Annotated in this window: 26 protein-coding genes; 19 read left to right on the top strand and 7 right to left on the bottom strand. The window is 57.3% G+C overall.

Annotation, left to right across the window (positions count from 1 at the left end):
- Positions 1-10: 10 nt before the first annotated feature.
- Together rsxB and metG are read right to left on the bottom strand one after the other, a co-directional pair.
- Positions 11-979, bottom strand: a complete 969-nt coding sequence (rsxB, locus tag HU759_RS06800) for an electron transport complex subunit RsxB (protein ID WP_186616798.1) — start codon at positions 977-979, stop codon at positions 11-13.
- Between the two features lie 244 nt (positions 980-1,223).
- The gene (gene metG, locus HU759_RS06805) at positions 1,224-3,275 is read right to left on the bottom strand and encodes a methionine--tRNA ligase (RefSeq protein ID WP_017137048.1); all 2,052 of its coding nucleotides are present in this window, start codon (positions 3,273-3,275) and stop codon (positions 1,224-1,226) included.
- A gap of 172 nt (positions 3,276-3,447) precedes the next feature.
- Between metG and apbC the strand changes: the two genes are divergently transcribed.
- Positions 3,448-4,542, top strand: a complete 1,095-nt coding sequence (gene apbC / locus HU759_RS06810) for an iron-sulfur cluster carrier protein ApbC (protein ID WP_017137049.1) — start codon at positions 3,448-3,450, stop codon at positions 4,540-4,542.
- Positions 4,543-5,039: 497 nt separating this feature from the next.
- On the opposite strand, the gene fdxA is transcribed toward apbC, so the two are convergent.
- Positions 5,040-5,363, bottom strand: coding sequence for a ferredoxin FdxA (gene fdxA / locus HU759_RS06815; RefSeq protein WP_003208688.1), 324 nt, complete (start codon positions 5,361-5,363; stop codon positions 5,040-5,042).
- Positions 5,364-5,505: 142 nt separating this feature from the next.
- Positions 5,506-8,097: a DNA mismatch repair protein MutS gene (gene mutS / locus HU759_RS06820; protein ID WP_099548520.1), complete on the bottom strand. Its 2,592-nt coding sequence runs from the start codon at positions 8,095-8,097 to the stop codon at positions 5,506-5,508.
- 599 nt (positions 8,098-8,696) lie between these two features.
- Between mutS and HU759_RS06825 the strand changes: the two genes are divergently transcribed.
- The gene (locus HU759_RS06825; protein ID WP_177032534.1) at positions 8,697-8,867 is read left to right on the top strand and encodes a hypothetical protein; all 171 of its coding nucleotides are present in this window, start codon (positions 8,697-8,699) and stop codon (positions 8,865-8,867) included.
- Between the two features lie 185 nt (positions 8,868-9,052).
- Here HU759_RS06825 and HU759_RS06830 read toward each other — a convergent pair whose 3' ends face one another.
- The 3 genes from HU759_RS06830 to HU759_RS06840 form a co-directional block, all read right to left on the bottom strand.
- A complete protein-coding gene (locus tag HU759_RS06830; protein WP_053254658.1) occupies positions 9,053-9,334 on the bottom strand; it encodes a DUF3077 domain-containing protein in 282 nt (93 codons plus the stop codon).
- Between the two features lie 966 nt (positions 9,335-10,300).
- Positions 10,301-11,548, bottom strand: coding sequence for a hypothetical protein (locus tag HU759_RS06835; RefSeq protein WP_186616799.1), 1,248 nt, complete (start codon positions 11,546-11,548; stop codon positions 10,301-10,303).
- 425 nt (positions 11,549-11,973) lie between these two features.
- On the bottom strand, positions 11,974-12,624 hold the full coding sequence (locus tag HU759_RS06840) for an SMI1/KNR4 family protein (RefSeq protein ID WP_177032763.1): 651 nt from the start codon (positions 12,622-12,624) through the stop codon (positions 11,974-11,976).
- Between the two features lie 287 nt (positions 12,625-12,911).
- Between HU759_RS06840 and HU759_RS06845 the strand changes: the two genes are divergently transcribed.
- The 17 genes from HU759_RS06845 (at position 12,912) to HU759_RS06925 (ending at position 25,303) form a co-directional block, all read left to right on the top strand.
- Complete coding sequence (locus HU759_RS06845; protein WP_169985843.1) at positions 12,912-13,655, top strand: XRE family transcriptional regulator; 744 nt, start codon at positions 12,912-12,914, stop codon at positions 13,653-13,655.
- Between the two features lie 149 nt (positions 13,656-13,804).
- A complete protein-coding gene (locus HU759_RS06850) occupies positions 13,805-13,963 on the top strand; it encodes a hypothetical protein (protein WP_017137056.1) in 159 nt (52 codons plus the stop codon).
- Positions 13,964-14,248: 285 nt separating this feature from the next.
- Positions 14,249-14,587, top strand: a complete 339-nt coding sequence (locus HU759_RS06855) for a phage holin family protein (RefSeq protein WP_138451265.1) — start codon at positions 14,249-14,251, stop codon at positions 14,585-14,587.
- Positions 14,588-14,610: 23 nt separating this feature from the next.
- Positions 14,611-15,126, top strand: a complete 516-nt coding sequence (locus tag HU759_RS06860) for a hypothetical protein (RefSeq protein ID WP_186616800.1) — start codon at positions 14,611-14,613, stop codon at positions 15,124-15,126.
- A gap of 3 nt (positions 15,127-15,129) precedes the next feature.
- The gene (locus tag HU759_RS06865) at positions 15,130-15,741 is read left to right on the top strand and encodes a phage baseplate assembly protein V (protein ID WP_017137059.1); all 612 of its coding nucleotides are present in this window, start codon (positions 15,130-15,132) and stop codon (positions 15,739-15,741) included.
- 9 nt (positions 15,742-15,750) lie between these two features.
- Positions 15,751-16,083 (top strand): phage baseplate protein, encoded by a 333-nt coding sequence (locus HU759_RS06870; protein ID WP_017137060.1) that lies wholly within the window; start codon positions 15,751-15,753, stop codon positions 16,081-16,083.
- Entirely contained in the window at positions 16,080-17,075 is a 996-nt protein-coding gene (locus tag HU759_RS06875; protein ID WP_170036401.1) for a baseplate J/gp47 family protein, read from the top strand. Before HU759_RS06870 ends, HU759_RS06875 begins: the two co-directional genes overlap by 4 nt.
- The gene (locus HU759_RS06880) at positions 17,072-17,701 is read left to right on the top strand and encodes a phage tail protein I (RefSeq protein ID WP_169985340.1); all 630 of its coding nucleotides are present in this window, start codon (positions 17,072-17,074) and stop codon (positions 17,699-17,701) included. The genes HU759_RS06875 and HU759_RS06880 overlap by 4 nt, the downstream gene beginning before the upstream one ends.
- Entirely contained in the window at positions 17,702-19,642 is a 1,941-nt protein-coding gene (locus HU759_RS29800; protein WP_225933035.1) for a phage tail protein, read from the top strand.
- A gap of 180 nt (positions 19,643-19,822) precedes the next feature.
- The gene (locus tag HU759_RS30030) at positions 19,823-20,080 is read left to right on the top strand and encodes a phage tail assembly chaperone (RefSeq protein WP_346274606.1); all 258 of its coding nucleotides are present in this window, start codon (positions 19,823-19,825) and stop codon (positions 20,078-20,080) included.
- Positions 20,081-20,159: 79 nt separating this feature from the next.
- Positions 20,160-20,351 (top strand): hypothetical protein, encoded by a 192-nt coding sequence (locus HU759_RS06895; protein WP_146233153.1) that lies wholly within the window; start codon positions 20,160-20,162, stop codon positions 20,349-20,351.
- 2 nt (positions 20,352-20,353) lie between these two features.
- Positions 20,354-21,520 (top strand): phage tail protein, encoded by a 1,167-nt coding sequence (locus tag HU759_RS06900; RefSeq protein ID WP_170036405.1) that lies wholly within the window; start codon positions 20,354-20,356, stop codon positions 21,518-21,520.
- Positions 21,520-22,026, top strand: coding sequence for a phage major tail tube protein (locus tag HU759_RS06905; RefSeq protein WP_099548528.1), 507 nt, complete (start codon positions 21,520-21,522; stop codon positions 22,024-22,026). The genes HU759_RS06900 and HU759_RS06905 overlap by 1 nt, the downstream gene beginning before the upstream one ends.
- Positions 22,027-22,179: 153 nt before the next feature.
- Complete coding sequence (locus tag HU759_RS06910) at positions 22,180-22,752, top strand: phage tail assembly protein (protein ID WP_170036407.1); 573 nt, start codon at positions 22,180-22,182, stop codon at positions 22,750-22,752.
- A 127-nt stretch (positions 22,753-22,879) separates the two neighbouring features.
- Positions 22,880-24,715, top strand: coding sequence for a phage tail tape measure protein (locus HU759_RS06915; protein ID WP_170036409.1), 1,836 nt, complete (start codon positions 22,880-22,882; stop codon positions 24,713-24,715).
- Positions 24,715-25,098: a phage tail protein gene (locus HU759_RS06920; protein WP_017137070.1), complete on the top strand. Its 384-nt coding sequence runs from the start codon at positions 24,715-24,717 to the stop codon at positions 25,096-25,098. The genes HU759_RS06915 and HU759_RS06920 overlap by 1 nt, the downstream gene beginning before the upstream one ends.
- Positions 25,091-25,303: a tail protein X gene (locus HU759_RS06925; protein WP_017137071.1), complete on the top strand. Its 213-nt coding sequence runs from the start codon at positions 25,091-25,093 to the stop codon at positions 25,301-25,303. Before HU759_RS06920 ends, HU759_RS06925 begins: the two co-directional genes overlap by 8 nt.
- Positions 25,304-25,311: the final 8 nt, after the last annotated feature.

Consider the following 25,311-nt stretch of genomic DNA (forward strand, 5'->3'; position numbering starts at 1 on the left):
TAGCGCGGGTTTAAACGCTGTCATGAGTATCCACTTGGCGTTGTGCGTCATCGACTTTGCTTTGCGCCTCGGCCAGTTGCTGTGGAGTGGCGTTTAGATCCTGGGCTTTCTTCAATGCTGCGCGGTGCATGGCCAGCTGGATTTTAGCGCGCTTGAGATCGGCGCTGTTACTCGGTGCCGTTGCTGGCGTCGGTGTGCTCTGTACTTCCAGTGCGGCCAGCGCCTGCTCCGCTGCTTCGAACTGCTGTTGCAGCACGATCAACTGCGACTGCTGCTCAAAGGTCGGTGGATGTCCAAATGCCTTGAGTGATTTATGCAGTTGGGCGCGACTCATGGCAACGGTGATCTTGGCCTTCTTGACCGCTGTATCCCGGGCCGCCTGAGCGTCATCGGCTTGCACAGGGGCAACCGGCGGGGCCAAACGTTTAGCCCGCGCCAGGCGCTCGGCGAGTTTATGCGCTTCCTCGCGTTGCAGCCGCGTATTGCGTTGCTCAAAGCGCCGCCGCGCGCGGTCGCGCTTGAGGCCGCGCTCATGGCGTTGCCCATCATCGGCCGCCAGGCCGCCGACAATCGCCAGCACAGTGGTCGCTGGACGCATTTCAATGCAATCCACAGGGCAGGGCGCAACACACAGGTCGCAGCCGGTGCATTCATCCATGATCACGGTGTGCATCAACTTGGCGGCGCCGACAATCGCATCCACCGGGCACGCCTGGATGCACTTGGTGCAGCCGATGCATTCGGCTTCGCGGATGTAGGCGACCTGGGCCGGGGCTTCGCCACGACTGGTGTCCAGTTCCAACACCGGCACACGCAACAGCTGGGCCAGGCCGGCAATGGTTTCTTGCCCTCCGGGCGGGCACTTGTTGATTGCCTCACCCAACGCGATGCCCTCGGCGTAAGGCTTGCAACCCGGATGCCCGCATTTGCCGCATTGGGTCTGCGGCAGCAGCGCGTCGATACGTTGAATCAAGTTCATGGGGTGATCATTGGTATGCCGGTTGAACAAACAGTGCCTGTAGTGGCGAGCGCGCGTTCTGTGGCGAGCGGGCTTGCCCCGCGTTGCGGCGCGGAGCGGCCCTTGGTACAGGCACTCGGTTTAACAGGCCAAATGCGGCGACTTTATTGGGGCTGCTGCGCAGCCCAACGCGGGGCAAGCCCGCTCGCCACAGGCAGCCCGTTTGCCACGGGAGGCCCGCTTGCCGCAGACGGGCTTTGCGGGCTTACTTGATACGCTGACCCGGCTTGGCACCGCTGTCAGGGCTCAACAGGTAGATCTCTTCGCCGCCTGGGCCGGCTGCCATCACCATGCCTTCGGAGATACCGAACTTCATTTTGCGTGGCTTGAGGTTGGCGATCATCATGGTCAAGCGACCGTCGAGCTTGGAAGGATCCGGGTAGGCGCTCTTGATGCCGGAGAACACGTTACGTTGCTCGCCACCCAGGTCCAGGGTCAGGCGCAGCAGCTTGTCGGCGCCCTCCACGGCCTCGGCCTTGACGATCAGCGCAACGCGCAGGTCTACAGCGGCAAAGGCGTCGAAGTCGATTTCTGCCGAGATCGGATCCTTGGCCAGCTCACCGTTACCGGCGGGCGCAGCCGAACCGGTGTCGGTCTGGCTGGCGACCAGGTCTTCTTTCGAAGCGTCGGTCATGGCCTGGACTTTCACCGGATCAATACGCGTCATCAACGGCTTGAACTCGTTCAACTGATGGTTGCTGAGCAAGGTGGCGTGGTCGTTCCAGGTCAGCGGCGCGACGTTGAGGAACGCCTCGGCATCAGCGGCCAGCAATGGCAGCACCGGCTTGAGGAAGATTACCAATTGGCGGAACAGGTTGACGCCCGTGGCACAGATAGCCTGGACTTCAGCTTGCTTGCCTTCCTGCTTGTTCAGCGACCACGGTGCCTTGTCGGCGATCCAGGCGTTGGCGCGGTCGGCCAGGCCCATGATCTCGCGCATGGCGCGGGCAAAGTCACGGGCTTCATAGGCGTCGGCGATACTTGGCGCGGCGGCCAGGAAGGCTTCGGTCAGTTCCGGTGCGGCGTTTTCAGCCACCAGTAAACCGGCATTGCCCTTGTGGATAAAACCGGCGCAACGGCTGGCGATGTTGACCACTTTGCCGACCAGGTCCGAGTTGACCTTCTGCACGAAGTCTTCCAGGTTCAGGTCGAGGTCGTCGACACCACGGCCCAGCTTGGCGGCGTAGTAGTAGCGCAGGTATTCCGGCGACAGGTGGTCCAGGTAGGTGCGCGCCTTGATAAAGGTGCCACGGGACTTGGACATTTTCTGGCCATTGACCGTCAGGTAGCCGTGCACGGCGATACCGGTCGGCTTGCGATAGCCCGAACCTTCGAGCATGGCCGGCCAGAACAGCGCGTGGAAGTTGACGATGTCCTTGCCGATGAAGTGGTACAGCTCGGCGGTGGAATCCTTTGCCCAGAACGCGTCGAAGTCCAGCTCAGGCGTGCGGTCGCAGAGGTTTTTGAAGCTGGCCATGTAGCCAATCGGCGCGTCCAGCCACACATAAAAGTACTTGCCCGGCTCGCCCGGGATCTCGAAGCCGAAGTACGGCGCATCGCGGGAGATGTCCCACTGCTGCAGGCCGCTGTCGAGCCATTCGGAGAGTTTGTTGGCCACGGCGTCCTGCAAGGTGCCGCTGCGGGTCCAGGTTTGCAGCATTTGCTGGAAATCCGGGAGCTTGAAGAAGAAGTGCTGGGAATCCTTGAGCACCGGGGTGGCGCCGGAGATTGCCGACTTCGGGTTCTTCAAGTCCGTCGGTGCATAGGTTGCGCCACATTTTTCGCAGTTGTCGCCGTACTGGTCTTCGGTGCCGCATTTAGGGCAGGTGCCCTTGATGAAGCGGTCGGCCAGGAACATTTTCTTTTCCGGGTCGAAATACTGGGTCACCGAACGCTGGTCGATGTGCCCGGCTTCCTTCAAGCGCAGGTAGATCTGGCTCGACAGCTCGCGGTTTTCTTCGGAGTGGGTCGAGTGGAAGTTGTCGAAATCGACCAGGAACTCGGCAAAGTCGGCGCTGTGTTCAGCCTGCACATTGGCGATCAGTTGTTCCGGGGTGATGCCTTCCTTCTCGGCGCGCAACATGATGGCCGAACCGTGGGCGTCGTCCGCGCAGACATAAATGCATTGGTTGCCGCGATGCTTCTGGAAGCGCACCCACATATCGGTCTGGATGTACTCAAGCATATGGCCAAGATGGATGGAACCATTGGCATAGGGCAGGGCGCTGGTGACGAGGATCTTGCGTGGCTCGGACATGGGGCTCGGCTACTTGATGAAACGGAGGTCGGCCACTATAAAGCGCCGGGAAATATATTTCACCCCGTGGTGCTGTTTCTGAATCTTCCCAGGTCTCGAAAGCATGCCGCTGGGCGGCTGGAACGGTTAGGATAGCCGCCTGTTTCAGTCAGTCTTTTTTCGGGAGTAGCCCATGAGCGCCGTCAATCGCGCAGCGGTGGAAGCCGTTCTTCGCCAGTACACCGACCCCTATTTGAACCAGGACCCGGTCAGCGCCGGCTGTGTACGTGCCATCGAGGTCCAGGGCGACCAGGTGTCGGTCCAGTTGGAACTGGGCTATGCCGCCGGTTTGTTCAAGAGTGGCTGGGCACAGATGTTGCAAATGGCCATCGAAGGCTTGGAGGGCGTGCGCTCGGCCAAGGTCGACATCCAGTGCGTGATTGCCGCGCACAAGGCCCAGGCGCAGATTCCGGGCCTGGCCAACGTCAAGAATGTCATCGCCGTGGCCTCCGGCAAGGGCGGCGTGGGTAAATCCACCACCGCCGCCAACCTGGCGCTTGCGCTGGCCCGCGAAGGTGCGCGCGTGGGCATCCTCGACGCCGATATCTACGGCCCAAGCCAGGGCGTAATGTTCGGCATCGCCGAAGGTACGCGGCCCAAGGTCAAGGACCAGAAGTGGTTTGTGCCGATTGAGTCGCTGGGCGTGGAGGTCATGTCCATGGCCTTCCTCACCGACGACAACACGCCGATGGTGTGGCGCGGGCCGATGGTCTCCGGCGCCTTGCTGCAACTGGTCACCCAGACCGCCTGGGGCGACCTGGATTACCTGGTGATCGACATGCCACCAGGTACTGGCGATATCCAACTGACCCTGGCGCAAAAGGTGCCGGTGGCCGGTTCGGTGATCGTGACCACACCCCAGGACCTGGCGCTGCTGGATGCCAGAAAAGGCGTGGAGATGTTCCGCAAGGTCAACATCCCGGTGCTGGGCGTTGTTGAAAACATGGCGGTACACATCTGCTCCAACTGCGGCCACGCCGAGCATTTGTTTGGCGAAGGCGGCGGTGAGAAGTTGGCGACCCAATACGGGGTTGAGTTGCTGGCGTCGTTGCCGCTGGCGATGGAAATTCGTGAGCAGGCCGACGGCGGCAAGCCCACCGTGGCCGCGGAGCCTGATGGACCGATCGCTATGGTGTACCAGGAACTGGCCCGTCACGTGGGCGCGCGGATCGTCCTGCAGGAAGCCGCAGCACCGGCAATGCCGACCATCACCGTCAGCGACGACTGAACCTGCTGAAGGAAAACAGCCTCGGCGTTGTCGGGGCTTTTTTATGCCTGCCGATCAGTCAATGGTTCCGAATCATGCGTTTGCGCAATTGCGCGTGTAAGCATTTGCTTACTTTTTCGTAAGTGTTTGGTTTTTTTACCGGGCATGTCCATCTCGAAACGGTGAACGAATTTTCTATCCATCTGAAAAATAACAATTATTTATACTTGAATGAGCGTTCAAGTCTGTCAGCCGATCACTTGGATCCCGTTGAACTTCCCCCGGAACTCTCTAAGATCAGCCCTGTGTCCACGGATTGGCACAGCCATCAAGGAACGATGGTTGAAGGAACGTCGCAGGATGCGATTCATCAGGATGATGAAAAGGAATACAGGGACTAGGGAAAAAATGTGGGCGGGTCATACCGCCCCTTTTTTTTGCCTGCTGAAAAGTGAAAACGACCACTCAGAAACGCAAAAAGGCCCGCAAGGGGCCTTTTTTATTGGGCGGCGGCGCTTTTAGCGCTCGAGGTCTGCAATCTTACCTTTCTTGCCATCCCACTCCGCTGCGTCAGGCATCGGATCTTTACGTTCAGTGATGTTCGGCCAGATTTCCGCCAACTCGACGTTCAACTGAATGAATTCCTGCATCTCTGCCGGGACTTCGTCCTCGGAGAAAATAGCGACGGCCGGGCATTCTGGTTCACACAGGGCGCAGTCAATGCACTCATCCGGGTGGATAACCAGGAAGTTCGGGCCTTCGTAGAAGCAGTCCACCGGACACACTTCGACGCAGTCGGTGTACTTGCACTTGATGCAGTTGTCGGTAACGACGAAGGTCATTTCTAATTCTCTCCTCAGGCGGCGGCAGCGAAACCCTTTGTGGCAGGGCTCGCGAGGTTCGGGAGCGATAGTCTGCAGGCCAGGCTAATAACCCGCAGCATCCCAAACCGCGCGAGAGTCTACCAGCTTGCAAGCCTGTGCGTTATATCCGAACTTGCAGTGCATATAACATTTCGAGCGCTTTACGCGGCGTCAAGCCGTCCAGGTCAAGCTTTGCCAGCTCATCCAGCACTGGATGGGGCAGGCTGGCGAACATATCACTCTGGTGCGGCGCGCTGGGTTTTGCGCTGGTTTTGGCCGGGCTTGCCACAGGAATCTCGTGGGGCAGGGCGGTTTCTTCCAGGCGGCTCAAGTGTTCGCGGGCACGGGTGATGACTTGCGCAGGAACCCCCGCCAACTGCGCCACGGCCAAACCGTAACTCTGGCTCGCCGGCCCCGGCAGCACGTGGTGCAGGAACACGATGCGCTCGTTGTGCTCAGTGGCATTGAGATGCACGTTGGCCACCAGCGGCTCGCTTTCCGGCAACACCGTCAGCTCGAAATAGTGCGTGGCGAACAGCGTATAGGCGCGCAAATGCGCCAAACGCTCGGCTGCCGCCCACGCCAGCGACAGACCATCGAAGGTGCTGGTGCCGCGCCCCACTTCGTCCATCAGCACCAAACTGCGTTCGGTGGCGTTGTGCAGGATGTTGGCGGTTTCGCTCATTTCCACCATAAAGGTCGAACGCCCACCAGCCAGGTCATCACTGGAACCGATCCGGGTGAAAATGCGGTCTACCAGCGACAACTCGCAACTGGCTGCCGGCACAAAGCTGCCGATGTGCGCCAGCAACACGATCAATGCGGTCTGGCGCATGTAGGTGGATTTACCACCCATGTTGGGACCGGTGATCACCAGCATGCGCGTGTCGTCATCCAGCGACAGGTCGTTGGCCACAAACGGCGTGGTCAACACCTGCTCCACCACCGGGTGGCGGCCCTGCACGATACGCATGCACGGCTCACTGACAAAACGCGGGCAGTTCAGGTCAAGGTTCAGCGCACGTTCGGCCAGGTTGCTCAGCACATCCAGTTCCGCCAGGGCGGCGGCGGTGTCTTGCAGCGGCGCCAAGCGGCTGATCAAGTCCTCAAGCAACGCTTCATACAGCATCTTTTCGCGCGCCAGGGCACGGCTTTTGGCCGACAGTGCCTTGTCTTCGAACTCTTTGAGCTCCGGCGTAATGAAACGCTCGGCGCCCTTAAGGGTTTGGCGGCGCTGATAATCAATCGGCGCCGACTCGGCCTGCTTGCTCGGCAACTCGATAAAGTAGCCGTGGACGCGGTTGTAGCCGACCTTCAAGTTGGCCAGGCCGGTGCGGGCTTTTTCGCGGGCTTCCAGGTCGATCAGGAACTGCCCGGCGTTTTCGCTCAGCGATTGCAGCTCGTCCAGCTCGCTGTCGTAACCGGTTTTAAGCACGCCGCCGTCACGGATAATCGCCGGCGGGTTGTCGATAATGGCTTTTTCCAGCAGCGCCGCGAGGTCCGGGTAAGTGCCGGCCGTTACGGCGAGTTGTTGCAGGTGCGGCGTGTCCAACTCAGTCATCGCCACTTGCAGCTGCGGCAGCGCGCTCAAGGCATCGCGCAGGCGCGCCAGGTCACGTGGCCGCGCATTGCGCAGGCCAATTCGCGCCAGGATGCGCTCGATATCGCCGATTTCCTTGAGCTGCGGCTGCAGGTTTTCAAAACGATAGCGATCCAGCAGGCAAGTAATCGATGTCTGGCGCGCTTGCAGCACGGTCAGGTCGCGCAGCGGACGGTTCAACCAGCGGGTCAGCAAGCGGCTGCCCATGGCCGTCTGGCAACGGTCGACCACTGATTGCAGCGTATTATCGCGACCACCGGCCAGGTTGGTGTCCAGCTCGAGGTTGCGACGGCTGGCGCCATCGAGCACCACGGTGTCATCCAGGCGCTCATGGCGCAGGCTGCGCAAATGCGGCAGGGCGGTGCGCTGGGTTTCCTTCGCGTAGCTGAGCAAGCAACCGGCAGCGCCGATGGCCAGGGTCAAGGTCTCGCAGCCGAAGCCTTTAAGGTCCTGCACCGAGAACTGCTGGCACAGGCTTTTCAGCGCCGTATCGCGCTCAAAATCCCACGGCGCACGCCGCTTGGTCCCACGGCGTTTTTCCGCCGGCAGATCCTTTGGCCAATCATCCGGAATCAACAACTCCACCGGATTGATACGCTCCAGCTCCGCCAGCAGGTTCTCCCAGCCCTTGATCTCCAGCACGCTGAAGTTGCCGCTGGTGATATCCAGCACCGACAGGCCAAACAAACGCTCATCGCCCAACACCGCCGCGATCAGATTGTCACGACGCTCATCCAGCAACGCCTCATCACTCACCGTGCCCGGCGTGATAATGCGCACCACCTGACGTTCCACCGGCCCTTTGCTGGTCGCCGGGTCGCCGATCTGCTCACAGATCACTACCGACTCGCCCAGCTTCACCAGCTTGACCAGATAACCTTCCAACGAATGGTAAGGAATCCCACACATCGGAATCGACTGCCCCGCCGACTGCCCGCGCGCGGTCAGGGTGATGTCCAGCAGCTTGGCGGCCTTCTTCGCGTCTTCGTAGAAGATCTCGTAGAAATCGCCCATGCGATAGAACATCAACTGATCAGGGTGCTGGTTTTTGAGGCGCCAGTACTGCTGCATCATTGGAGTGTGGGAGGACAGATCGGAGGTGTTTTTACTCATCAGATAGTTAGCAAATTCGTTAAAAGGAGTGGGGCAAAGATGGGGCGCTTGGCCCTGCTAATTTTGCGATGGCGGCAAGGTTAACACGCGAGGTCGAGGGTTCGCAGGTCACAAACAGCCAGGTAAAACCCAAAAATGGCGCAGCGCCCAATGGCCCCACTATTAAGAATGAACACCCAATAAGGAACACCGAACCACAGGTTAGTGGTGCTTGTGCTATCTCTTAAGTGATCGGAATCAGGCGCCGCACCGGTTTTTCATTCGCCTATAGAAAGGACTCGCACCGCCGCAAGCGTTAAAAGCCGCTACCACGAATGAAAAAATGGCCAGGAAGCTTGGTCCACCAAGAGGGTGGCGGGGTGTAGCAGCCGGGCTGATTGGCTGGGGTTGCATTGCAACTGATCTGAAGTCCGCCAGCCTTAACGTCAGGGCCGTCTTGTCCGCCTTTGTACGTTTCACAGCCGCCAAGCGTAAAGACGGTTAAGAGAAGTATTCCGTATTTCATGGGGTCCATTCCTGTTCGCTCCGATAATTCACCGCAGTATATCGAACGTGTATCGCCCGCCAAGTCGCGGGCTTTTTATCGCTTGGAGAAAAGCATGCCGATCACCGAGCAGCAGTTGCTGCAGATCCTGCCGAACGCCGGCCGTCAAGCCGGGAACAAAAAGGGGACAGATCTATTTAATTATTCGGAAAATAAATCAGTCCCCTTTGTTGAGGTAAAACCCAAAAATGGCGCAGCGCCCAATGGCCGTCACTCTCAAGAATGAACACCGAACCCGTGGCGAGGGAGCTTGCTCCCGTTGGACTGCGTAGCAGTCCCATGCTCTTGAAGCAAAGAGCAGGGCCGCTTCGCAGCCCAGCGGGAGCAAGCTCCCTCGCCACGGGTTAGCGGTGCCTGTGCTATCTCTTGAGTGATCGGCATCAGGCGCCGCATCGGTTTTTCATTCGCCCCTTACTGAAGGTTACCGGGCGAATCCAACACCTTCACCACGTCATCAACCACCGCCTTGACCATCTCCTGCAAGTAATGCGACGCCCAGGCGTAACGGTCCGTTTCCTTGGTCATCGCCGCATCTTCGGCGAGTTGCTTGGCGACGTGGAGGAGGTCGGAGGCGTGGTGCAAGGCTTCGTGCAGGGAGACACCGCTGTTGACGCGAAATAGCGGTTGGTCGGAGTGGAAGGAGAAGGGGGTGACGCCGAGGGTGGTTAACGCAGACGGATCTGTAGCGGTCATCGGTAAAACTCCCATATCAATTGAGAGCTACCACATTCGTTATCAGGCGAATTGGGTGGCAGCTGTGCGCAGGCTGATAAACCGGAGATACAGGAACCCGGCAGACCCGAAGGTCTCCCACGCACAGCCGCCATTGCACGAAATGGTGGGCGAAAAAAAAAACGCCAGCAAATCGGGTTTTGGGGGCGCTAGGTGCGCCTGCATCTTGCCGGGTTATCAGGCCCGGTCGCTGAATTGGCAGCGACGGAGGGGAGAGTAGCGTGGTGGTGGGGTGGGTGCAACTGGGAAAAAGGGGGCATCTCTTGGCTTTACTTTGCTTCGCCAGTTGCCAGCGGACCCATGCGGGGGGTACGCCCCGGAAATTATCACCTAAAGATGTGAGGGCAGGCTTGATCGCTTGGTCAATGGCTTAAGGTGAAGGCCGCTTTCGGCCAGAAGCGGACTCTCATAAACCAGTGATGCTGGACGCTGGGAATGGGCATTGCCATGCCAAAACAGCAGGATGATGGATTCGTAAAATGAGTAAAGTCGATGGTACACCCGGCTATGAAAAGGAGTGCTTCAATTGCCCGCTGTGGTGCATTCGCTGGTATGAAATGGAGCGACGTACTCTTGAATAGCAATGAGTACGCATCTGTATCATTCTCGATCTGTTCCCCCTGCAAAGATCCAGTATCTGGATCACTTATGAAGGTGGCGGCAGGCATAATCACGCCTGGAATTCCGATGGAAGGGTATCTAGGACACAGGTTGACTTGATATTCCCTTCGGAGTGCATCGCACCTAGGGCGCAGAGGAAATGCAGGTGGCATCAGTAAACTAAAGAGTGAAACAAAGGGGCGGATCTATTTCTGAAAAATAAATCAGCCCCTTTGTTCAGATAGAAAAAGTTTTGCGCAACATTGGCTAAATCGTACGTGTTTCCAGGGTCGTTATCTTTAACTTGAAATATATTTTATCTTAGGCTCACTTACCCTTCACCTTTTCGATGATTTTTGCCAATCCGTCCAGACCGTCAAAAGTCGAGGGTAACTCATTTTCACCAGCTACCAATCCGCTGAAAATTACTTGTTCAAATCGATCTAAAGTCAGCTCCTTAGAAGAGATTTCACCATTGGATTTGGATACTATCTTTCTAGCGTCGCCTGAAAATTTCACATAGCTTTGAATGAACTGAAGTAGTGCTATACGAAGGTCAAGTTGAAGTATCTGCGCTTTCACGCCTCTAAAGTTGTGAAGCGCCACGCGAAAAAAGTATACGAACACCAATTCCAAAGCAGCAATCGATACGGCTGTATAGACATCAATCTCCGGGATTTTTAGCTCAGCATAATAGACATATATTTTCAGTGCTGCTGGGGAGATCATCATCGCTGCCAAAAGCAGTAAACACGCAAAATTGAAATGCTTTTCGATTGCCTTGCGAGTTCTCATTTTTGAAAACCCTGATGCCAGCTCTACAAAATCCGAACCAATTTTAAGCTTTTTTAGACCTTCCGCCAGGTGTGCTACTTTTTGCTGCCCTTCGTTGAGGGTGCGCTCACTGTCAGCATTAATTCTCACCGCGCGTTCAATAGTTCCTGGAAGTTTTTTTATAGCAACAATATCCTCATGATGAAGATACTTTTTCAAAACTCCAATCAGCATTGAGTGCTGACCGTACTTTATTTCACTTGCTGCGCGGTGATCTAGGTTTAGGTCCGGCATCACCCTAAGTCCATATCTCAACTCGTCAGAAATATCGTTGGGGTTCGATACGTCATACTCCTGCACAAAGCGAAATATATAAGCAGCCAACAGTTCAGAATCTTTGGAGTTTTGAGGATCTATAGTCTCCAATTTTTCTTTAAAAACACGACCGATCATTTCAATGTTAAATAGGCAGTCGCGTTCGAAAGCAATATAATTATTTCGCATCGCGGCTAGTGATCTAATTATAAAAAAATTGATATCACTAGCGTCCATCCCGTCAGTATTTATTGCGCTTTTGTACCGACTCTCAGTCTCGTGAAGGAGACGATGCATCTCGTCATCCTTAAAATACCCCTTAGAAGACTCAGTGTCTGTTACTTCCGTTTGTTGAGACATGTCCATTCCAAAATTCATCAGTGGCCAATCACGATGCCGGCCATAAGCCACCATCCTATCATCTGTGAAGCTCCACCGCGAAATGACGACCGAAAGGGACTGAAAAGGGACAAATTTATTTGTCATCGCCCGTTTCCGACTGAAGGCGGTCTTCCTGCGGTAGCTATTTCTGGCCGAAAACAGTCCTTGGTGGTTCGAGGGAGCGCGTAAACGTTGAAAGTGAGTTAAGACATATTCAGGGCAAATCAGAGGCGGCCATAGACCGCAGAGAACCAAAATGCCGAGTGTAAATGCCCGTACTCTAAGGCCTGAAGCGGTCTGAAACCATCTTAAAAAGGGTTCGAATTCCTATCCAGTACGATTGATCGCTGAAATGAACCTATTGCTGTCGTTTGCGAAAGGGAGCGACCGGCCAAAAGCAGTCATTCGTCCAGAACGGCGATGGCACCGAGAAGAAAGAGGATAGGGACAAAAAAGGGGGGATTTCTGGAAAATACATTCGCCCCCTTTAGCTCTCTACTTGCGTAAACCCAATTGGCGATCTTGCCGGTTCACCTGACAGATTGTGCCCCAAACAGAATGGGAACCGCGTCCAGAAAATGGAGCATTTCAGGCTCCTTGGTGTTCAAGCTTCGCCAACCGTCATCCTCCTCCCTGATTGCGAAGTTACCACTTTCGAGTTGATCGACCAGCCACTCCATAAACTCATCAACGGACCTGCCCACAACGTATTTATCTTCTTCGTCACTGCCAAAATTAATGACTTGTCCCAAGGTTCCGCGCTCCCCTGGATCCAAATCAACCCCGAGATGATTGCCACCGTAGTCGAAGGCGAAGGGTATCCAGTATCTGTTGGCGTATAGAGCCTGGATAGCGCCGGAGTTTCCCGAAGTGCAGAATGCACTCGCCTCGGTCATTTCTTCGGGCGACCACTCATCGATGATATCTTTCCAAGACTCCCAATGTGTCTTGGCCGCTGCCAGCGACAGAAAACTAAGTCCATAAAAGGGCCCTGAATTCGCAGCACCGTGTTGCCCGTCGTGCAACCTGTAGAGCTGCTTCAAGCTTTCTGGAAAAGGTCGGCCAACAAGGCTTTCGAACTCTTCGATTGCAGCATCCGAACAGCCCGGGGCCAGATCCCGACGTACTTCAGGAAGATGGGCCTCTAACCATTTTTCCAGCCGTTCAATCACTGTCTTCATTAAGCGTTTCCAATCATGTAAAAGTGCACGCTAACTTAGATTGAGGTTTTGTGAAAGGCAGGCTGGAGCCTGCGCTAATGCAATCTGACCTTCACCGTGAACTCTGGTTGCCATGCCTTGAGAATGGCTCAAACCGACGGTCCGCTCCTGGCCGATAGCAGCCTCTCGGACTTTGAAATTGACGAATGCCCAGGCCCCTATTGCTTACTGACGCGTCGACTAACATTTTCTGATAATGCATAAAATATGCAATTTAGCATTTGCCAACCCCCAAAACTCCCGGCACTATCGCCGTTATGCAAAAACGCAACGTTTCAACCGTCTTACGAGAGCTGCTGGACCGCGACCGGATCTCCCCCACGGAGCTTCACCGGCGTACCGGCGTGCCTCAATCCACACTCTCGCGGATCCTCAGCGGCAAGATCGTTGATCCGTCGGACAAGCACATCTCGCGCATCGCCGAGTACTTCCGCGTCAGCACCGACCACCTGCGCGGGCGCGCGGCGATGGGTGCTGGGCGCGATGATGGGCGCGACCCGATGCATTCGGAACTCAAGGACATAAGCCTGTGGGACGACGACACGCCCGTTAATGATGACGAGGTGTCGATCCCCTTTTTGCGCGAGGTTGAATTGGCTGCTGGATCAGGAAGATTCGTCATCGAGGAAAGCGAGAAGGCCAGCCTGCGGTTCGGCAAGCGCAGCCTTCGCCACAACGGTGTGCAGTTCGACCAGGCCAAATGCGTGACAGTGCGTGGCAACAGTATGTTGCCGGTGCTGCGCGACGGCGCGACGGTTGGGGTGAATGCGGGCAAGAGCGGCATTGGCGACATCGTCGATGGCGACTTGTATGCCATCAATCACAATGGCCAATTGCGGGTGAAACAGCTCTACCGCCTGCCTTCCGGGATTCGCCTGCGCAGTTTCAATCGCGATGAGCACCCGGACGAGGACTACAGCTTCCAGGATATCCAGGATGAGCAAATCAGCATCCTCGGCCATGTGTTCTGGTGGGGCATGTACGCCCGTTAACCTCCTTGCGTAAGACAAAGCCCGCCCATGTGCGGGCTTTTTTTCGACCGTAGAAAACCGGTAAACCCCTGGCCCATAAGGTTCGAAATGCGCTGGTGCATTCCGATAGCAAAAATAAATGCATTTGTGCATTGACTGTATATGCATACATGCATATTCTCCATCTCAAGCCAGCCAACAAGGTGGTGGAGGCGGCAAGGATGCTGCCAAGGAAAGTGACAAGGAAGGCACGCAACATCGGCAAGGACGCCATCGAAGCGATGGCAGGGATGCCAGGCAACACCGGCAAGGATGCCGACGCTCTTTAGTTACACCGCTTTAAAAAAACAGGCAGCGATGAACCGGCCTTAACGGTTCAGAGGGTTGGCAACTGACCCGGGTGTGCAGCGTAAAGCACCAGAAGCAGTTATCCGGCAGACAGGGATCGTGGTCGGAAAAACATTGAGGAAAGAACCGTACCGCGCCAGTAGCGCCGAACGTTCGAGGACATCATTACTGAAAAGCCCGGGCAACCGGGCTTTTTGGAATGCCGACCTATCGAAGCATGTGTAAATGAAAAATGGACTATTGAGTGCTCAGCCAGGAGGCGTGACATGACAAATGAACAGCAAGCGTTAGCGGAAATGCCTATCTGGCTGGTCATCGTATTGGCAGTGATCGGCGGGGTGTCCGGTGAAATGTGGCGCGCCGACAAGGAGGGCGCACGTGGTTGGTCGCTGATGCGCCGCCTGGCCCTGCGCTCCGGCGCGTGCATGGTCTGCGGCGTTTCAGCCTTGATGCTGTGCTATGCCGCCGGCATGTCGATTTGGACCGCCGGCGCCATTGGCTGCCTCACCGCCATGGCCGGTGCCGATGTCGCCATCGGCCTTTATGAACGCTGGGCGGCCAAGCGCATCGGGGTCAACCAAGGCTCCGGTCAAGACCCGCAGTAACCGTTGCAAGGACGCTATTTAATATGACCCTTATCGAAAAACCCTCCCAACTGCCCCTTGCCATTAGCGCGGCGCTGCATGCGGCCTTCCCGGCCTTGAAGGTCGGCAATCACCAGGATTTTCAGGACGCCTTGGATAAAACCGGTGTTTTGATCACGATCGAAGGCAATGGGCCGGGCATTCGCTCTCGTGAAGGGCGCAAGGCTCACGCCCTGACGATTTCGCTCCGGGCCATGGTGGCGCCGGGTGCGCTGCCATTTGATGCCTGCGACCTGGCCAGCCAGCTTATGGACCAGGTGCTGGATAACCGTTGGGGCCTGCCATTGGCCCAGTGTGATTTGCCGATAAATATCGTCGCCGCTCCGGTTGCTGCAACAACAGCAGAAACGGACTACGACACTTGGACTGTCTCCTTCACCCAGACCGTCTACATCGGGCCGGTATTACTCACAGATCCTACCGGCCAGCCGCTGTTTGCCCGCACCTGGGAAGTGTCGAACATCGACGATCCCGACCAATACAAACCACTGGCGGAGTAGCCCATGTTCGACGCGCTGTTACGCATGCAACTGGGGCCGATTGTCGAACGCCTGGCAGAGATGGAAACCCAACTTGAAGACCTGTATCGACGCGCCGAGAGTTTTTGCCGGATCGGCACGTGTCAGTCGGTCGACGCCGCCAGCAATACCTGCAAGGTCAGCCACGGTGATTTGCTCACGCCGGCCATCCGCTTTTTCAACCCCAGCGCAGGCGCACAAACCGAAACGCGCATCCCGTCGGTGGGCGAGCAATGCCTGTTGCTCAACTACGGCGGCGGCGAAGGCGGTGGTCAGTCGGTGGCCTTGTTCGGCCTTAACAGTAGTCAATTTCCGCCAGTCTCCAGCGTTGCGACATTGACCCGACGACGCCACCAGGACGGCACCCAAAGCGACTATGACGATGCCAGCCACATTTTCAATTGGGTCAACGGCCCCACCACGTTCAGCGGTTCGCGCGAACAGGTAGACGTCAAAGTCGGCGCCGCCAGCTTGGTCATGAGCGCCCATAACATCACCCTGCAAATCGGCGGCACCAGCCTGGTACTGGACGCTGGCGGCGCGCACTTCAGCGGCCCGCTGGTGGACCATCAAGGCCGCGTCATCAGCCCTCGATAAGGACATCCCATGCTCGGCATCGATCGAAACACCGGGGCAGCCGTCGATGACTGGCTGCAGTTCGTGCAGCGCGCCACCCGAGCGCTGACCACCCCCGTGGGCACTCGGCAGAAACGCCCGCTATATGGCTCGCTGATCCCGCAACTGCTCGGCCAGAACCTCGGCGACGACCTGCTGATACTCGCCCAAAGCCACGCCGCGCAGGCGTTCTACAACAGCCACAACGGCATCGGCGATTTTCAACCCCTGGTCATCGTCGCCACCCGCCAAGGCGCCGGCCTGCTGTTGCGCTTCGCCGGCACCTGGAAAAACCGCCAACAAACCTTCGAGGTCGTGACATGAGCATGCTGATCCCCGGCCAGAACCAACTGGCAGAACCGGCCATCATTGCGGTGGATGAGTTCGAGCCGCTGCTGGCCGAATTCAAGGCGTTTGTGGTCGATTACGTCGCCACCCGAGCACCGCAAAGCGCGGCCAAACTCAAGGTCAGCCTCGACAACGAAAGCGAGTTGCTGACCCTGGCCCTGGAAGCCTTCTGTGTAAGGCTGCAAACCCACGAACGCAAATACAATGCCCGTATCAAGCAGATGCTGGCGTGGTGGGCCACCGGCAGCAACCTGGATGCGCGCCTGGCGGACATGGGCCTGGAACGCCAAGTGCTCGATCCAGGCGACCCGGCGGCGTTTCCGCCGGTGCCGCCGACGTTGGAGAGTGACGACGACGCTCGCTTGCGTTATTACCTGGCGCCGCATGCACCGGCAGCCGGCTCGCGGATGCAGTATCGGCGAGAGGTTTTTACCCTGGGTGAACGGCCGTCGGTGAAGGTGCAAAGCGCGACGCCGGGCGTGGTGACGGTCAGCTACACCTTTGATCCCGACGGTTATGCCGCGCAGGTCAAGGACGGTAACGCTCGTCGAACAGCGCCCGGTGAAGTGATGGTCACGGTGCTTGCTCGTGAGAGCGACGGCACGCCGTCCGCCGATTTGCTTGACGGGGTTCGTCGCCATTTCGCACGGCCGGATGTGCGTCCGGAGACCGATCTGGTTAGCGTGCAAGGTGCGCAGATCCTGCCTTATAAAATCCGTGTGGTTGCGAAGATCAATGCCGGCCCGGATTCGGGGCTCACGCAAGTTGCCGCGCAGAAACTGCTACAGGACTATGCAGAGTCTTGTCATCGGCTGGAGGGGCGGGTGGATCCGAGTTGGATTGACTATGCGATTCACAGCGCCGGGGCGGCGCAGTTACAGATCCTTGAACCCTTGGCACCGATTATTGCGACGGCCTTTCAGGCGCCTTATTGCACCGGGGTTGAAGTACAGGTACGCACGCTATGAGTGAGCGCATACCGAGCCTGCTCCCCGCCAACAGTTCGCCCTTGGAAAAAGCGTTGGACCAAGGCTTCGGTCAGTTACTCGAGCGAGTAACCCCACCGTTCCCCGCGTTGATGGACCCCTCGCAAACGCCTACGGATTTTTTACCTTATCTCGCAGCGGATCGTGGCGTGAACGAATGGAGTTCTACTGCCGCCGGGGCTGAAAAGCGTGCGACGGTAAAACTCGCCTGGCCAACCGCTCGACAGGCCGGTACCCGTACAGCACTCGAAAATGCTGCCAAAGGCCTGCAACTGATCCCTGAGGTAAGGGCCTGGTATGAGCAGTCGCCGCGAGGTAATCCTTTCAGTTTTTCCATCAGGGCTTACTCCGAACTGCCGTACAGCGAAGAAATCGACGCGAGGCTGGATCTGCGTCTAGCAGAGGCCAAAAGCGAGCGTGACATTTTCACCGTCACGGTCGGGTTGAGCGCGTTTGGTAGCCATTCAGTCGGCGCTGCGACTGTCTGCGGTGAGCTGACCACTATCTATCCGATTGTTATCGAGGGGCTTGAAGCGTCCGGCATGGCCTTTTTGGCAGCCGGCTTCTACAGCGTCGAAACCGTCACTATCTATCCACAGGGGTCCTAAATGGCCGACTTTTATACCTTGCTGACCAACGCAGGGATTGCTTATGAAACTGCCTGCAAGGCTGCGGGCGTGCCGATCAAACTCGCGCAAATTTCGGTGGGCGATGGCAATGGCTCTGTCTACAACCCCGACGCCACTGCAAAAGCGCTGAAACGTGAAGTGTGGCGCGGGCCGCTGAATGCGCTGTTTCAGGATGAGAAGAATCCAAGCTGGTTGCTGGCCGAGGTAACGATTCCGCCTGAGGTCGGTGGTTGGTATGTGCGTGAGGCCGGGCTTTGGACGGACACCGGGGTGCTTTACGCAATCGTTAAGTACCCGGAGTCTTTCAAGCCGGTTCTGGCAACTTCTGGTTCGGGGAAAGAGTTTTATATTCGGTCGATTTTCGAGACGAGTAATGCATCGCTGGTGACGTTGTTGATTGATGACACGGTGGTCAAGGCGACGCGGGCTTGGGTGATCGGTTATGTGGCTGATGAGTTGGCGAAACTTGATGCTAAACAGTCGGCGCGTGTGGCTACTACGGCAAATATCGCACTGAGCTCAGCGCAAATTATTGATGGGGTGGCGGTTGTTGCGGGTGACCGGGTTCTGGTTAAGAACCAGACAACCCCTAAAGATAACGGGCTTTATGTAGTGACTAACACCGCATGGGTTCGCACTAAAGATGCTGACGCCAATGCTAAGGTGACATCATCGTTGACGGTGTCTGTCGAACAGGGACTAACGCTTGCTGACACGATCTGGCAGTTAGTGACAGATGGAACAATTGTTCTGGGAACGACGCCTTTGGCGTTTCAGAATGTGACACAAGGGTTCGCGCCGCTCAACTCACCAGCATTTAAAGGCTTGGCAACGGCGGAGTCAGCGCCACGGTTCGATAACTCCTCCTTGCTGGCGACAACTGAATGGGTGCGGCGCCAAGGCAAGTACTATTCGGGAGGTACTGCTTTTAACGGTAACGGATCGATTCTTGCATCTGCGGTAGGTCAGGTCTCCATGTTGTTTGGTGACGCAGCGAACACTATTAATCTTCCCTATTCGGCGGACCTGCCCAATGGGGCGACTGTCACGATAATCTGTTACAACACCGTGTCTGCTGCCATTACTCGGGTTGGGACTGACCTTATATACGGTGCAGATCCGGGGCAGTCCGTAAGTGTAAAGAGCATATCTATGCTCTACGGGGATATTCTAGAGCTAACATTGCTGGGTAACAACGCGGGTGCGGGTGCATGGTATGTCAGTGGTGGCAATATGTTCACCAGTGTGCTGGTCTCGCAGTTTGATAACAGCCAGCGACCCGCGTCTACTCAGTTTGTGCAACGAGCCCTCGGTAACTACAGCAACGTGTCAGTGCTTTCAGTTAATGCAAAACTAACATCGCAGTACTTTGGGCGGGTATTGTTGTTGAACTCAGGTGTTGAATTTACTGTTACGTTACCGCCGTCAAACTCTGGGCCTACAGGAAGTGTTATTTCCGTCAGGAATGTTGGCTCGGTTAATGCGACATTGGTGCCTTCTGGTAATGATACTTTCGCGACTATAGCAACGAGGCCCCAATCGGGAATAATTGTTCCTCCCGGATCTTTTGTTGATCTTGTGTTGCAGGGGAGTAGTTACTTCTTGTCGGGCACGGCCGCGCTGAAGTTAAGTGCTGAGTTTGCAAGTAATCGTGCAGCCAATGGATGGAAATGTGATCCATCTGGGTTGATAGAGCAGTGGGGTGTCATTCCCGCGATTCCAGCTGGTGGTTCGGCTTTAGTTTCATTTCCAACTGCGTTTAGTGCGGGGGCGATTGGCTATGCCTTGGCATCTGGCGGCTCCGGGGCAGGAGTACCAGGTGTAAACGTTAACAATGTGTCAGAAACTCAAGTTCGTTTCTGGAATCAATCGAACACCGCATCTACACAAGCAGGCGGTTATCGCGTTATCGGTTACTAAGGGGGAATTTTTATGTTTGCTGCAAAGTCTACGTGCGGTTTTTACGACCCTTCTTTTCAACAATGTATACCGGATGACGCGGTTGAAATTACCGCTGATGAGCACATGGTACTACTGGAGGGACAAGGAAAAGGTAAGTTGATTAGTTGGGGGGACGATGGTTATCCCTTCCTGACAGAAATGCCAGCGCCTTCCCCTGAACAGCTTGCAACAGTTGAGCGCGCGTGGCGTGACTCTAGGCTTTCGGCAACGGACAGCGTGGTGGCACGCCACCGTGATGAGCAGGAGGAGGCACTGGGAACCACACTCACTTCCGAGCAGTACGTGGAGCTACAGACCTACCGCCGCACATTGCGCAACTGGCCTGAGGCTGGTGGGTTTCCGTTGAGCGAACACCGGCCCCCGGCCCCGACTTGGCTCTCAACGTTGCCTCAATAGATGTCTCGCTATGACGAGGCGTTTCTTTTTTGGCGCTCACATCTTGATAACCCACTAAAACCGCCCTGCGGTTTTTTTTATGCCCGGAGATCCACCTATGGCCAACCGCCAAACCTACACCGTCCTCATCCCATTCCCCACCGGAGGTGGCCACTGGTCCACCGCCGGCGAGGAGCTTGAACTGCTGGACGTCGAAGCATCCGCCCTGCGCACCGCCGGCCGCCTGGAACTGACCAGCGTCCTTAACTCCACCCCCAAGAAGGCTGACTAATCATGGCTGAGGTTTTGAACTTCGAGCACAACGGCATCACCGTGAATGCCACCGAATCCCCCGAGGCCATGGGTGGCCTGGGCGACAACGTTATCGGCCTGGTCGGCACCGCGCCGAATGCCCACGCGTCGATCCCGAAAAACGCGCCGTTTCGCATCAACAGCTTCACCACCCAGGCGCTGCTGGACCCGACCGGCGCCGAGTCGGGCACGCTGTTTCAGGCGGTGTACCAGATCCTCAAAGTGGTGAAAGTGCCGGTTTATGTGGTGATCGTGGAGGAGGGCGCAACCCCGGCCGACACCGTCAATAACGTGATCGGCGGCAACGAGCCAGCCACCGGCCGCAAGCTGGGCCTGGCGGCTCTGAGCAGCGTCCCGGAAGACCTGACCATCATCGGCGCCCCAGGCTTCACCGGCACCAAGGCCGTGGCCGGTGAGTTCGCTGCCTTTGGCAAGCGCATCAAGGCCCGTGTGGTGCTGGACGGCAAGGACGCGTCCGTCGCTGACCAAGTGACCTACAGCGGCGAGCTGGGCGGTGCCGATCTCGGCTTCGACCGCTGCCTGCTGGTGCACAATATGCCGTCGGTGTATTCCAAGGCGGCGAAGAAAAACGTGTTCCTGTCGCCATCCTCGCTGGCCATCGCCGCACTGGCCAAGGTCAAGCAATGGGAAAGCCCAGGTAACCAGGTGACCTTCGCCGAGGACGTTTCCCGTGTGGTCGAGTACAACATCCTCGACACTTCCACCGAAGGCGACCTGCTCAACCGTTACGGCGTGAGCTACTACGCGCGCACTGTCCTTGGCGGCTTTTCGCTGCTGGGTAACCGCTCCATCACCGGCAAGTTCATCAGCTATGTCGGCCTGGAAGATGCCATCAGCCGCAAGCTGGTCAAGGCCGGCCAGAAAGCCATGGCCAAGAACCTCACCAAGTCGTTTATGGACCAGGAGGTCAAGCGCATCAACGACTGGCTGCAAACCCTGGTGGCCGATGAAACCATCCCCGGCGGCAGCGTGTACCTGCACCCGGAGCTGAACAGTGTCGAGAAGTACAAGAACGGCACCTGGTTCATCGTCATCGACTACGGCCGCTACGCGCCGAACGAACACATGATTTATCAACTCAATGCCCGCGATGAAATCATCGAGCAGTTCCTGGAGGACGTTCTCTAATGTTTACCAACCGTGTAAGACAGGCCATTGCGGCCACCCTTCAAGGCCTGCCGTTGTCCGCGACAGTAGAGGAGTTCACCCCGCCGAAGATCGAGTTCGACATGGAATCCATGTCCGGTGGGCGCTTCATCGCCGAAGAAATGGCCAAGAGCGGCAAGGTGCTCAATGCCAAGTTGGTTCTGCAAGGTGCCGGGCCGGAAATCATGCTGGCCCTGGGCGTGCGCTTGGGTGACGACATTCTGCTGAACGTGCGAGAAGCCGGTCAGGATCAGGATGGCAAAACCTACTTCACCTACCACACGGTCGGCGGCAAACTCAAATCCCTGGAGGAGGCGAAGCTGAAGATGGGCGACAAGGTCACCACCACTTTGGAACTGTCCTGCCGTACCTACAACCGTCTGGAAAACGGCATTTCGGTGATCGACATCGACGTGCGCACCCAGAAGTTCGTGCTCAACGGCGTCGACATTCTCGGCGATGCACGCCGCGCGGTGCTGATGCCTTAAAGGCGAAGCGGGCACGGACAATGTGGGAGCTGGCTTGCCTGCGATGGCATCACCTCGGTGCACCAGACATACCGAGTCGCCTGCATCGCGGGCAAGCCCGGCTCCCACATTGACTGTGTTTAACCTCAAAAATGCTTAACAAGGAATTGCCCCATGGCCTGGATGCCACCGCTGCACATTCTGCTGTCCCCGATCACCGCCGACACTGGCGCGGCGATCCAGCAGATTCAACTCAAGCCGTTGTTTTACGCCGCGCAAAAAGACGCGCTGGCTCGGGCCGGTGATGACGAGGACGACCAGTTTTTTGAACTGGCGAAACTCGCCACCGGCCTGTCGGAAAAAGAACTCGACCAGCTCAAGCGCCCGGACTACGTGAGCATCGCTCAGTACGTACATGACATGTCGACACGCCCTACGTCGTTCTTCCTGGATCAGCCTGAAGAAGCGAACCACGATCAGCCTGTCCAGCTGTTGCTGGCCCTTGACGCGGCCGGTCGCAGCCTGACCGAACTACCCCTGGAAATGCCCGCCCTGCGCGCCACCAAGGTGATGAAAAAACTCGCCACCAACAAAGAACGCGCCGAGTTCATCACCGCTCATTGCACCGGTTTGATGATCCCCGATCTCGCTGGCCTGACCGTACCCGACTGGACGGAACTGCAGGAGCGCATCGACGATTTTTTAAATCAACCGGCGGACTTCTTTCGCAGCGCGACATCGAAGTAATCCTCGATGTGGTGCCGCTGATTTACTCGGTCAATGAGGCAGAGATCCTCGACTGGGACGCCGGCAAAGCATTGCGCCGCTACGACATCGCGATCACTCGCCTTGGCGTTAAACAGGAGTAAGCGGGATGCAAAACAAGTATTCGCTCGCGTATGCCATGGCCAAGGATGGCCAAGGTATTTTTAGCAACGCAGACAACGCAAAGGGGGGCGAGATTGTCAGCCCAGGCCCTTTGGTCTCTGGTGCTCTCGCAGAAGCGCCGTCGTTTTCCTCGATGAGTCTGGCGCTGACCAATGCAGGCTTGCAACTCAATGGCCTCTCGCTGTCCCTGGGGTTAGTGCGCAACAGCGTGGACGCGCTGGAAGACGCCTTGTCGCGGCTGAAGGCGGTGGACGTTGAACCGTCTAAAATCGATCAGCGTAGTGAGCAGAAGACGACCACCGAGGTTAAGTCGAGCGCATCGCAAGATCGGAGCTTGGTCCGTGACGCCATGACGTTGCGCGATGTAAAGAGCCTCGATCCGGTCGCAGCCTTCCAGCAATCGTTTGCTGCACCCGCCGTTGCGGAAAAAACTACCACTCAATTGCGAGAGGAGTCGTCAAAGAGTGAGGAGCGGCTCTCCACCACGCTGAAGCTCGCGCCGGTGCTCGGGGAGGACTGGTGGCTGCAAGCCAAGACCCATGTGATGGACCGCGCCAACACCATAGCGGGTGAGTCGCCCACAGCTGTCACCGCTGTAAAAATGGCTGAGGTGGTCGTTTTGCCGGTTATTTCACCCGTCATTACTGGCTTTTTTTCGGGCTTGGGAGAGACGATCAAAACCCGGGTAACGGGTAACTTGGTTGATGTAACGCTTGGCAAGTTGCCTGGAGTCGCCGGCAAGCTATTCAAGAGTGATGGCTTTAAAAAGGATAAGTCCTGCTGCTGTGCTGCTGCTGTTCAAGCCTCACCCAGTAGCCGCCGCGTCAGCCGTAGAAGTTCTTCTGCCAGGAAGAAGAATACCCAACCGCCAAAATCGCAGAATAAGAAGACGCAGCGCGCGCAGAACAAGCAAGGTTCGCAGAAGAAACAGGCTTCCGTGGCCAAGCCAGCTGCTACCAGGCTTGCATCCACAAAAAGCGGCGGCGTGATGGCGACGCTGCGCGGTGTGTCCGAGCGCTTTGCCAAGTCCTTTTTCCCTGCGCAGTCGAATGGTTTTCACGCCGGTGGCCCTACTCAGGGGATGCAACTGCGCGAGGTCCAGGCAAATAGTCGAAAGCAGGGCGCTGATTACCGTCAACCGGCTGCTGGCAGAGGGCCGGGGCTGATGGAGGCCTTGGAGCGAGGGCTTGTCCCCCTGCCTTCTGATGGGCGTATGACTGCTCTGCCAAACACACAGACCTTCAGCCATGAGCGCTCAACTGAGGCGCTGCCTCACGCGCCGAAGCTGCCGGCCTCCGGCCTGTCAGGCGCGGTGAGCAAGCTGGAGTCCTCCGCCGCCCGCCGCCTCGGCCCGATGAGGTATGTCGACACTGCCATGGATGTGGCCGAGGGTATCCGCAACGGCGACGCCAAAGCCGTCGGTGCAGGCCTCACCACTGCAGGTGGCGCCTGGGCAGGAGCCTCCGCCGGCGCGGCCATTGGCACGCTGATTTTTCCCGGTGTCGGCACCGCGGTCGGCGGCGCCATTGGGGGTTTGCTTGGCAGTGAAGCGGGCACCTGGCTGGGTGACAAATTGTTCGGCTCAACCGACCGACTGCCTGCACCCGGTGCAGTGAGCAAAGAGCTCAACGCCGCGCGTACCGACAATGTGCAAGTCACCCTCGCGCCGAGCATTCAGATTACCGGCGTGAACCCCGCCGATGCCCAGCAAGTCGTCAACCAGGTGATCCAGGCCCTGCAATTTCAGTGCATGCCGATGGTCACCGACACCCTTGGCATTCGGCGCAACGCGGCGCTGGCCGATCCACCAGGAGGTGATTGATGCAACAACAAATGGTCCTCGGCGACTTTATTTTTGGCCTGTCCCGTGGCTTTGCTTATTCCGGGCTGGTGCGTACCACTGATGGCGGCTGGAGTGACCTGGCGATTATTGCCAGCAAACCCCAGTCGCGGCAAAGCGGGCAGAAGCTGGAGAAGCTCACGTTCACCGGCACAGCGATGTATGCCATCGGCATGCAGCGCCTGGACGAGTTGCGCGCCCTGCAAAATGCGCGTGCGCCCTTACCGCTGGTCGATGGCATCGGCCGTAACTGGGGCCTGTGGCGGATCAATTCGGTGATGGAAACCCAGAGCAACGTGATCGATGACGGCACTGCCATGGTCATGGCCTGGACTATGGAACTGGAGGAATTCGTCAATGCGTAGAGTGCGAAGTATTGCCGGTGATTCGGTCAACCTGTTGCTCTACCGCGAATTGGGCCGTTGCGATGACGCGGCGGAAGAAACCCTTTGGCGTCTGAACCCCGAGCTTGCCGAGTACGGGCCGGTACTGCCCGCTGGTGTGTGGGTCATCGTGCCGGAAATGCAAGCGCGGCCGGCTGCTGTGCGGCCTGTTCTGGCGTGGGATTAAGGAGGCAA

This window comes from Pseudomonas sp. OE 28.3 (genome assembly GCF_014268205.2).
GTDB classification, from domain to species: Bacteria; Pseudomonadota; Gammaproteobacteria; order Pseudomonadales; family Pseudomonadaceae; genus Aquipseudomonas; species Aquipseudomonas edaphica.